This is a genomic window from Actinosynnema sp., assembly GCF_052038725.1.
In genome coordinates this window covers 1-6,391 of sequence record NZ_JBQGCX010000023.1, presented here as the reverse complement: position 1 = coordinate 6,391, position 6,391 = coordinate 1, and the positions used below count along the sequence as shown (strand labels likewise).

Annotated in this window: 8 protein-coding genes; 5 read left to right on the top strand and 3 right to left on the bottom strand. The window is 73.0% G+C overall.

Annotation, left to right across the window (positions count from 1 at the left end):
• The 3 genes from ACTUAL_RS00435 to ACTUAL_RS00425 form a co-directional block, all read left to right on the top strand.
• Positions 1 to 727: 3'-5' exonuclease (locus ACTUAL_RS00435; RefSeq protein WP_440898869.1), on the top strand; the 727-nt coding region annotated here is incomplete at its 5' end.
• A 154-nt stretch (positions 728 to 881) separates the two neighbouring features.
• A complete protein-coding gene (locus tag ACTUAL_RS00430) occupies positions 882 to 1,157 on the top strand; it encodes a hypothetical protein (RefSeq protein WP_157767494.1) in 276 nt (91 codons plus the stop codon).
• Between the two features lie 123 nt (positions 1,158 to 1,280).
• Entirely contained in the window at positions 1,281 to 1,700 is a 420-nt protein-coding gene (locus tag ACTUAL_RS00425; protein WP_012783551.1) for a WhiB family transcriptional regulator, read from the top strand.
• A gap of 4 nt (positions 1,701 to 1,704) precedes the next feature.
• Here ACTUAL_RS00425 and ACTUAL_RS00420 read toward each other — a convergent pair whose 3' ends face one another.
• Positions 1,705 to 2,052, bottom strand: a complete 348-nt coding sequence (locus tag ACTUAL_RS00420; RefSeq protein WP_440898868.1) for a hypothetical protein — start codon at positions 2,050 to 2,052, stop codon at positions 1,705 to 1,707.
• A gap of 654 nt (positions 2,053 to 2,706) precedes the next feature.
• Between ACTUAL_RS00420 and ACTUAL_RS00415 the strand changes: the two genes are divergently transcribed.
• On the top strand, positions 2,707 to 3,516 hold the full coding sequence (locus tag ACTUAL_RS00415) for a class I SAM-dependent methyltransferase (RefSeq protein WP_440898867.1): 810 nt from the start codon (positions 2,707 to 2,709) through the stop codon (positions 3,514 to 3,516).
• Complete coding sequence (locus tag ACTUAL_RS00410; protein WP_440898866.1) at positions 3,513 to 3,692, top strand: hypothetical protein; 180 nt, start codon at positions 3,513 to 3,515, stop codon at positions 3,690 to 3,692. The genes ACTUAL_RS00415 and ACTUAL_RS00410 overlap by 4 nt, the downstream gene beginning before the upstream one ends.
• A gap of 435 nt (positions 3,693 to 4,127) precedes the next feature.
• On the opposite strand, the gene ACTUAL_RS00405 is transcribed toward ACTUAL_RS00410, so the two are convergent.
• Both ACTUAL_RS00405 and ACTUAL_RS00400 read right to left on the bottom strand, forming a co-directional pair.
• Positions 4,128 to 4,685, bottom strand: coding sequence for a hypothetical protein (locus ACTUAL_RS00405; protein ID WP_440898865.1), 558 nt, complete (start codon positions 4,683 to 4,685; stop codon positions 4,128 to 4,130).
• A gap of 111 nt (positions 4,686 to 4,796) precedes the next feature.
• The gene (locus tag ACTUAL_RS00400; RefSeq protein ID WP_440898864.1) at positions 4,797 to 6,107 is read right to left on the bottom strand and encodes an ABC1 kinase family protein; all 1,311 of its coding nucleotides are present in this window, start codon (positions 6,105 to 6,107) and stop codon (positions 4,797 to 4,799) included.
• Positions 6,108 to 6,391: the final 284 nt, after the last annotated feature.

Here is a 6,391-nt window from a genome sequence, read left to right as displayed (position 1 = left end):
CGAGCTGGCCGAGGAGTTCGCGTCCGCCGTGCCGGACGCCGACCTGCGCGCCTTCGTCACCGAGCTGGACGTGCGCGCCGAGGCGCAGCACCCGCCGACCATCGAGGGCGTCACCCTGCCGTCGCTGCACGCCGCCAAGGGCCTGGAGTGGGACGCGGTGTTCCTGGTCGGGCTGGTCGACGGGACCGTGCCGATCCAGCACGCCGACGGCGACGAGGCCGCGGTCGAGGAGGAGCGCAGGCTGCTCTACGTGGGCGTCACGCGCGCCCGCGAGCACCTGTGGCTGTCCTGGGCGCTGTCCCGCGCCGCCGGTGGCCGCCGGTACCGCAGGCGCAGCCGGTTCCTGCACGCGCTCGTGCCCGAGGGGCACCCGGCGTCGCGGGTCGCCGCGGCGCCGCGCGAGCCGGTGCAGCGCAAGCCGAGGCCGGAGTGCCGGGTGTGCGGGTCGGCGCTGATCGACTCGCGGGCGGTGAAGCTGGGGCGCTGCTCCTCGTGCCCGTCCGACGTGGACGAGGAGCTGCTGGTGAAGCTGCGCCGGTGGCGGGCCGGGCGGGCGCGCGAGCTGAAGGTTCCCCCGTACGTGGTGTTCACCGACGCGACCCTGCTGGCGATCGCCGAGCAGCGGCCGGAGGACGTCGCCGGACTGGTGTCCATCGCGGGCATCGGGGCCTCGAAGCTCACCCGCTACGGCGACGACGTTCTGGCCCTTGTCCTGGGGAAACACTGATCCGTCACACGATCGACAGGGATTTTGGAAAATCGGTTGCACCCGTCGCGCACCGGGTCATAACCTGCTCAGGCCGGGTGCGAGAGCGCCCGCTGGGGAGCTGAACCACTCACGACGCCTAGGCGTCCCGCACGCACCGAGGGAGGTGGCCATTGTGAAGACCTTGATTCTCCTCACGAACCCGTGCCGCCTCCTGCAGGCCGCCGCCGAGCGCACTGCCATGCCCTCGACCGCCGCGCCCGTGGTTGCCGCGCCCGTGGTTCTGGTGGATTCGACTCGTGGGCGCCGTTCGCGTCGTGGCTTCGCGCAACTGGGCACCACCGGTGCTCCGGGCTTTGCCGTGCACGTCGAGGCCGTTCTGCCAAACGGCGCCTCCACCCCGAACGAGTACAAGCACGTCGCGACGTCCGCACCAGGGCGATGTACCTGACACAGGTGTAGTCAGGGCACTCAGCTCACAAAGGCCGCGGACCAGCGACATGGTCCGCGGCCTTTGTGCTGTTCACAGCAGTTCGTCAACCCCATGAGCAAGACCTCGACAGGAGTCCACCTGATGTTGACCGCGACCGTCCCGATCATAAGCGGGACGAGTGCCACCGAGTCCGACCTCACCGGGGCGGGCGTCGCGACGCTGATCGACACCGCTCCCGACGCCGGCCTGGAGCTGCCCTGCCGCACCAACAACCCCGACCTGTGGTTCGCCGACGCCCCCGCCGAGCTGGAGGTGGCCAAGAAGTTCTGCGCGGCCTGCCCGGTGATCGCGGAGTGCCTGGCGGGCGCGCTCTCCCGGCACGAGCCGTGGGGCGTCTGGGGCGGGGAGATCTTCGAGCGCGGCGCGGTGATCGCCCGCAAGCGCCCCAGGGGCCGTCCGCGCAAGGACGCCACCCCCGTCGCGCCCGCGGCGACCGTCGTCCCCGCCCAGAAGCCCGCGACCGCGACCCGCCGCGCCGCCGACCAGGAGGTCGCGGCATGACCGACTACCCGAACACCAACAACACCCGCACAACGGCCGACCCGGCCGTCGAGCTGAACACCAGGGGGAATCCGATGCTGCTCGAGGAGACGCTCGCCAGATCCAGGATGAGGGATGCGGAGGCCTTCGCCCGACAACACAGGCAACACCGCCAAGCCCGCCGAGCCTCGACCGCCGCGAGGTGGCGCAGGCTGGCGACCTGGGCCGACCGCAGGGCGCTGAACACGACCTGACCGGCGACGGCGCGGGGCGCGGGGGAGCACTCGAAGAAGCCCCCCGCGCCCAACCCGAGCACGACCAGGAACCGGACGACGGACACGGACACCGGACGGCGGACGGCGGACACGGACACCGGCGGACCAGCACCTCACGCCCTGCGGGCAGAGCCAGCGCGCAACCGACCCCGCAGGGAACTTGCCCGGTGAGGGCGCTGGAAAGCCGGTGTCCCACTCCACCTCCCCGAAGCGCTGGACCGCGCTCGCGCTCACCCGTGCGCGCATCCCCGCAGGCGCGCACCGGTTGCAGACGTGCGTCACCCGCAGACGCACGCCGCTCGCAGCCGCGCATCTTCCGCAAGCGCGCGCTGCTCTGAGACGCGCATCTTCCGCAGCCGCTCGCTGGCGCGCATCTTCCGCAGACGCACGCCGCGCAGGCGCGCATCTTCCGCAGACGCGCGCATCCCCGCAGACGCGCGCATCCCCCGCAGACGCGCGCATCCCTCGCAGACGCGCGCATCCCCCGCAAGTGCGCGCATCCCCCGCAGGCGCGCGCCACCCACAGACCTACACAGACTTGCCGCTTCGCGCGGTTGCCCAAGGCCGGCCCCGGTGTGTTTCCTGGGGTCGGTTTTGCTTTGCCCAGGGTGTCGTCGGACCGCTGCGGTGGACTGCTGCGTTCGCTCCGGCTCGGTACCGTGCGAGGTGTGGCCGCTCACACAGCTGATGGAATCGATTGGAACTCCCGTCTCGCTGACCTGCGTCGGGCCGATGGGTTGCAGGCCGGGGCCGTGCGCCTCGTCGCCGCTCGGCTCGTCGACGGGCTGCCCGACGAGCCGACCGTGGTCGACGTCGGTTCCGGCGCCGGTGGGATGGCGCTGGTGCTGGCCGAGGCGCTGGCCGCCCGCGGCGGGGGCACGCTCGTGCTGGTCGACGCGGTGCCCGAACTGCTCGACGCCGCCACCGCCGCCGCCCGCAAGGCCGCCGCCTACGAGACGGACTCGCACACCACGTCGGTCCGGGTCAGGCCCGTGCTCGGCGACCTCTCCTCCGAGCAGCCCTCCTCCTTCCTGCCCACCGCCGACCTGGTGTGGGCCTCCGGCGTCGTCCACCACCTCCCCGACCAGGCGGCCGTGGTGTCGGCGCTCGGCGCCTCGCTCGCGCCCGGCGGACTCCTCGCCCTCGCCGAAGGCGGCTTGGACGCGCGCTTCCTCCCGTGGGACATCGGGGTCGGCAGCCCCGGACTGGCCGACCGGCTCTCCGCCGCGCGCGGGGAGTGGTTCGCGCACATGCGCGAGAAGATCCCCGGCTCGGTCCGGCTCACCAAGGGGTGGGGAGCCGTCCTCACCACCGCCGGACTGCGCGACGTGAGCGCGTTCAGCTACCTCGTCGACCACCCGGCGCCCACCCCCCCGCAGGTGCGCGACTGGGCGCTCGCGCACGTGCGGCGACTCGCCGAGTCCTGCGGCGAGCGGTTGCACCCCGCCGACCGGGCGGTGCTCCGCGACCTCCTCGACTCCGGGCACCCCGCCTACCTCGGGGCGCGTGACGACCTGTTCCTGTTGAGCGCCAACACCGTCCACACCGGGCGCAAGGCATGACCCCGGCGCCGGTCTGCTCCCGCTGCGGCGCGCAGCGGGCGGAGGGGACCCCGACCGGTGAAGCGCTCGCCTGGGTGCGGGCCCAGGAGCGGGGCGGGGAGCACTGGCTGTGCCCCGACTGCGCCCGCGCGCACGTGCGCGACATCGAGGCCAAGCTCCCCACCGAGTACTGGTGAACGCACCCCGCGGCGACTCGACGACCCCACCCGGAACCCGGAACGGCACCTCGGTGAGCCCGCTGGGAACCCGGTGGAACCGCCAGGAACCCGGTGAGCCCACCAAAAACCCGGTGAGCCCACCAAGGACCCGGTGAGCCCACCAAGGACCCGGTGAGCCCGGCGATAGCGGTGTCCGCTCCGAACTCGGGTCCGAACCCGAACCCGAGCCCGAGCTCGAACCCGAGCCCAAGCTCGAACCCGAACCCGAACCCGAACCCGAACCCGAGCTCAAGCTCGAACCCAACCCCAACCCCAACCCCAACCCCGAGCCCGAGCGGGGATGAGGTCGTGGGTGGGCGCGGGGACCGGCGGTCGGCCTGCAGAACCGGCCGCCGATCAGCGTCCACTCAGGACAGCGGGTGCGCCGGGTCGCCCTGGAACCTCCCTGTGGTTTCAGGTTGTGGGCAGCAGGGTGCGCAAGGTCGCCCGTGGCGCGGCCGTGCCTCGCCTGCTGCCCGCGTCCAGCTCGGTCAGCAGGACCTGCGCCGTGCACAGGCCCGCGCGGACCACCGCCGCCAGCAGGTGGTGCAGGCGCAGCGGGTTCGGCTCGCGGCGGGCCGCGTCCAGGACCGCCCTCGGGGGCGGGGCCAGGGACAGGCCGTGGTGGCGCACCGGGTGCGGTAAGCGGCTGGTGCGCTCCAGGAACACGTAGTCGTAGCTGGTCAGGCGCTGGGACTCCGGTTGCAGGACGTGCACGCGACCGCTGTCCGGCAGGCCCCGCACGCCCTGCGCGCGCAGCGCCGCCACACCCGTGATCACCGAACCCGGACCCGCGTACGCCTGGGCCGCGCGCAACCGCTGCAGGTCGGTCGGCGGCTCCGGGCTCAGCAGCAGCACGCCGGGCAGCACGCGCTGCCACCGCCCGCCCGGCCTGCACCTGGCCTCGATCACGTGGTTCGGCACCCCGGCCGCCCGCAGGTCCGCCACTCGCATCACGTCTTCGCTGGTCATGACTCGATCCTGCGGCACGGGACCGGTGGGAGCCAGCAAGGAGGAGCAGGGCTGTGGACAAGTGGTCGGGCTGTGGACAAGCGGTTGTGGGAAGAGCGGAGAGGTGCTGGGTCAGTCCGCGAAACCGGGCTGCCAGCGCGCGACGATCGCCCTTGCCGGGACCTCGGCGTCCAGCTGGCACAGGATGCCCGTCGCGCCCAGCGTCACCCGGTGGATCAGCAGGTACTGCGGCGGCAGGTTCAGCGAGCGGCCCGTCTGCGAGTCCGGGTTGCGCAGGTCCGCCACCCGCTCGGCCTGACCGCGCAGCCACGTGCGGGTGAAGTGGAAGACCTCCTCGCGCAGCGGCTCCACGAACGGGCCGAGGAACGCCTGGATCTCCTCACCGGGCAGCGTCGTGCCCGGCCGCACGAAGTGCTCGCGGCGCAGCACCCCCAGCAGGTCCTCCGGCCGGTTCTCCAGCGCCAACCTGGTCAGCTCGCCGAGCGTGCGCGGCAACCCCTCGGGCAGCCTGGCCACGGCGCCGAAGTCCAGCACCCGCAACCTGCCGTCCGCGCCCAGCATGAAGTTGCCGGGGTGCGGGTCGGCGTGCAGCAGACCGGAGCGGCTCGGCGCGGAGAAGTGGAACCGGGACAGCAGCGTGCCCGCCAGGTCCCGCTCCTCGCGCTCGCCCTCCAGGATGATCCGCGAGAGCGGGGTCCCCTCGGTCCACTCGCTGACCATCACCTTCGGCGAGCTGGCCACCACCTTGGGCACCAGCACCTCGTCGTCGCCGTCGAACGCCTTGGCGAACACGCGCTGGTTGTCGGCCTCGGTGCGGTAGTCCAGCTCCTCGACCATGCGGTCGCGCAACTCCTCCAGCAGCGGCTTGACCTCCGCGCCGGGGACGATCGCCTGCATGAGCCTGCTGAAGCGCATCAGCTGGCGCAGGTCCGCGCGCAGCGCCTCGTACGCGCCGGGGTACTGCACCTTCACGGCCACCTCGCGGCCGTCGTGCCACACCGCGCGGTGCACCTGGCCGATGCTGGCCGACGCCGTGGGGGCGTCGTCGAACTCCGCGAACCGCTTCGCCCAGGACGCGCCCAGCTGCTCGGCGAGCACCCGGTGCACGGTGCGCTCGGGCATCGGCGGCGCCGCGGACTGGAGCTTCGTCAGCGCCTCGCGGTACGGGGCGGCCAGCTCATCGGGCACGGCGGCCTCGAACACGCTCAGCGCCTGGCCGAACTTCATCGCCCCGCCCTTGAGCTGCCCCAGCACGGCGAACAGCTGCTCGGCGGTCTTCGCGGACACCTCGGCGTTGACGTCCTCGGAACTGCGGCCCGCGAGCCGCTTCCCCCAGCCACCCACCACGCGGCCCGCCACCCCGATCGGGAGGCTGGCCAGCTTGGCGGTGCGTTGCACGGCCTTGCGCGGGATCTCGCTCACCGGGTGACTCTCTCCCTGGCCGGTCTGCGGTGCGCCGTGTTGCGCGCCCACCGCAAAACCTACACAGGGGGAGTGTGAGGCACCGGGAAAGTCCGCGACCGCGCGCCGCCAGATAGGGGGTGGGGGAGGGGAAAGCGCAGGTGGGGGCGGTGTGCGCGCAGGGTGGTGCGCGAGATCGGGCGAATGCGGCGGAAGGGTCGAACGTGGCGGGGAAGAGGGCCGCGAGAACCTCCGGGGAAGGGGAAGTGGTGGGGCGCGCGGGAGACGGGGACCGGCGGGTGGCG

What these genes read in the sequence shown, in the direction of transcription:
- ACTUAL_RS00425 (WP_012783551.1), top strand. Translation starts at nt 1,281, where the DNA reads ATGTTGACCGCGACCGTCCCGATCATAAGCGGGACGAGTGCCACCGAG.
- ACTUAL_RS00410 (WP_440898866.1), top strand. Translation starts at nt 3,513, where the DNA reads ATGACCCCGGCGCCGGTCTGCTCCCGCTGCGGCGCGCAGCGGGCGGAG.
- ACTUAL_RS00405 (WP_440898865.1), bottom strand. Translation starts at nt 4,685, where the DNA reads ATGACCAGCGAAGACGTGATGCGAGTGGCGGACCTGCGGGCGGCCGGG.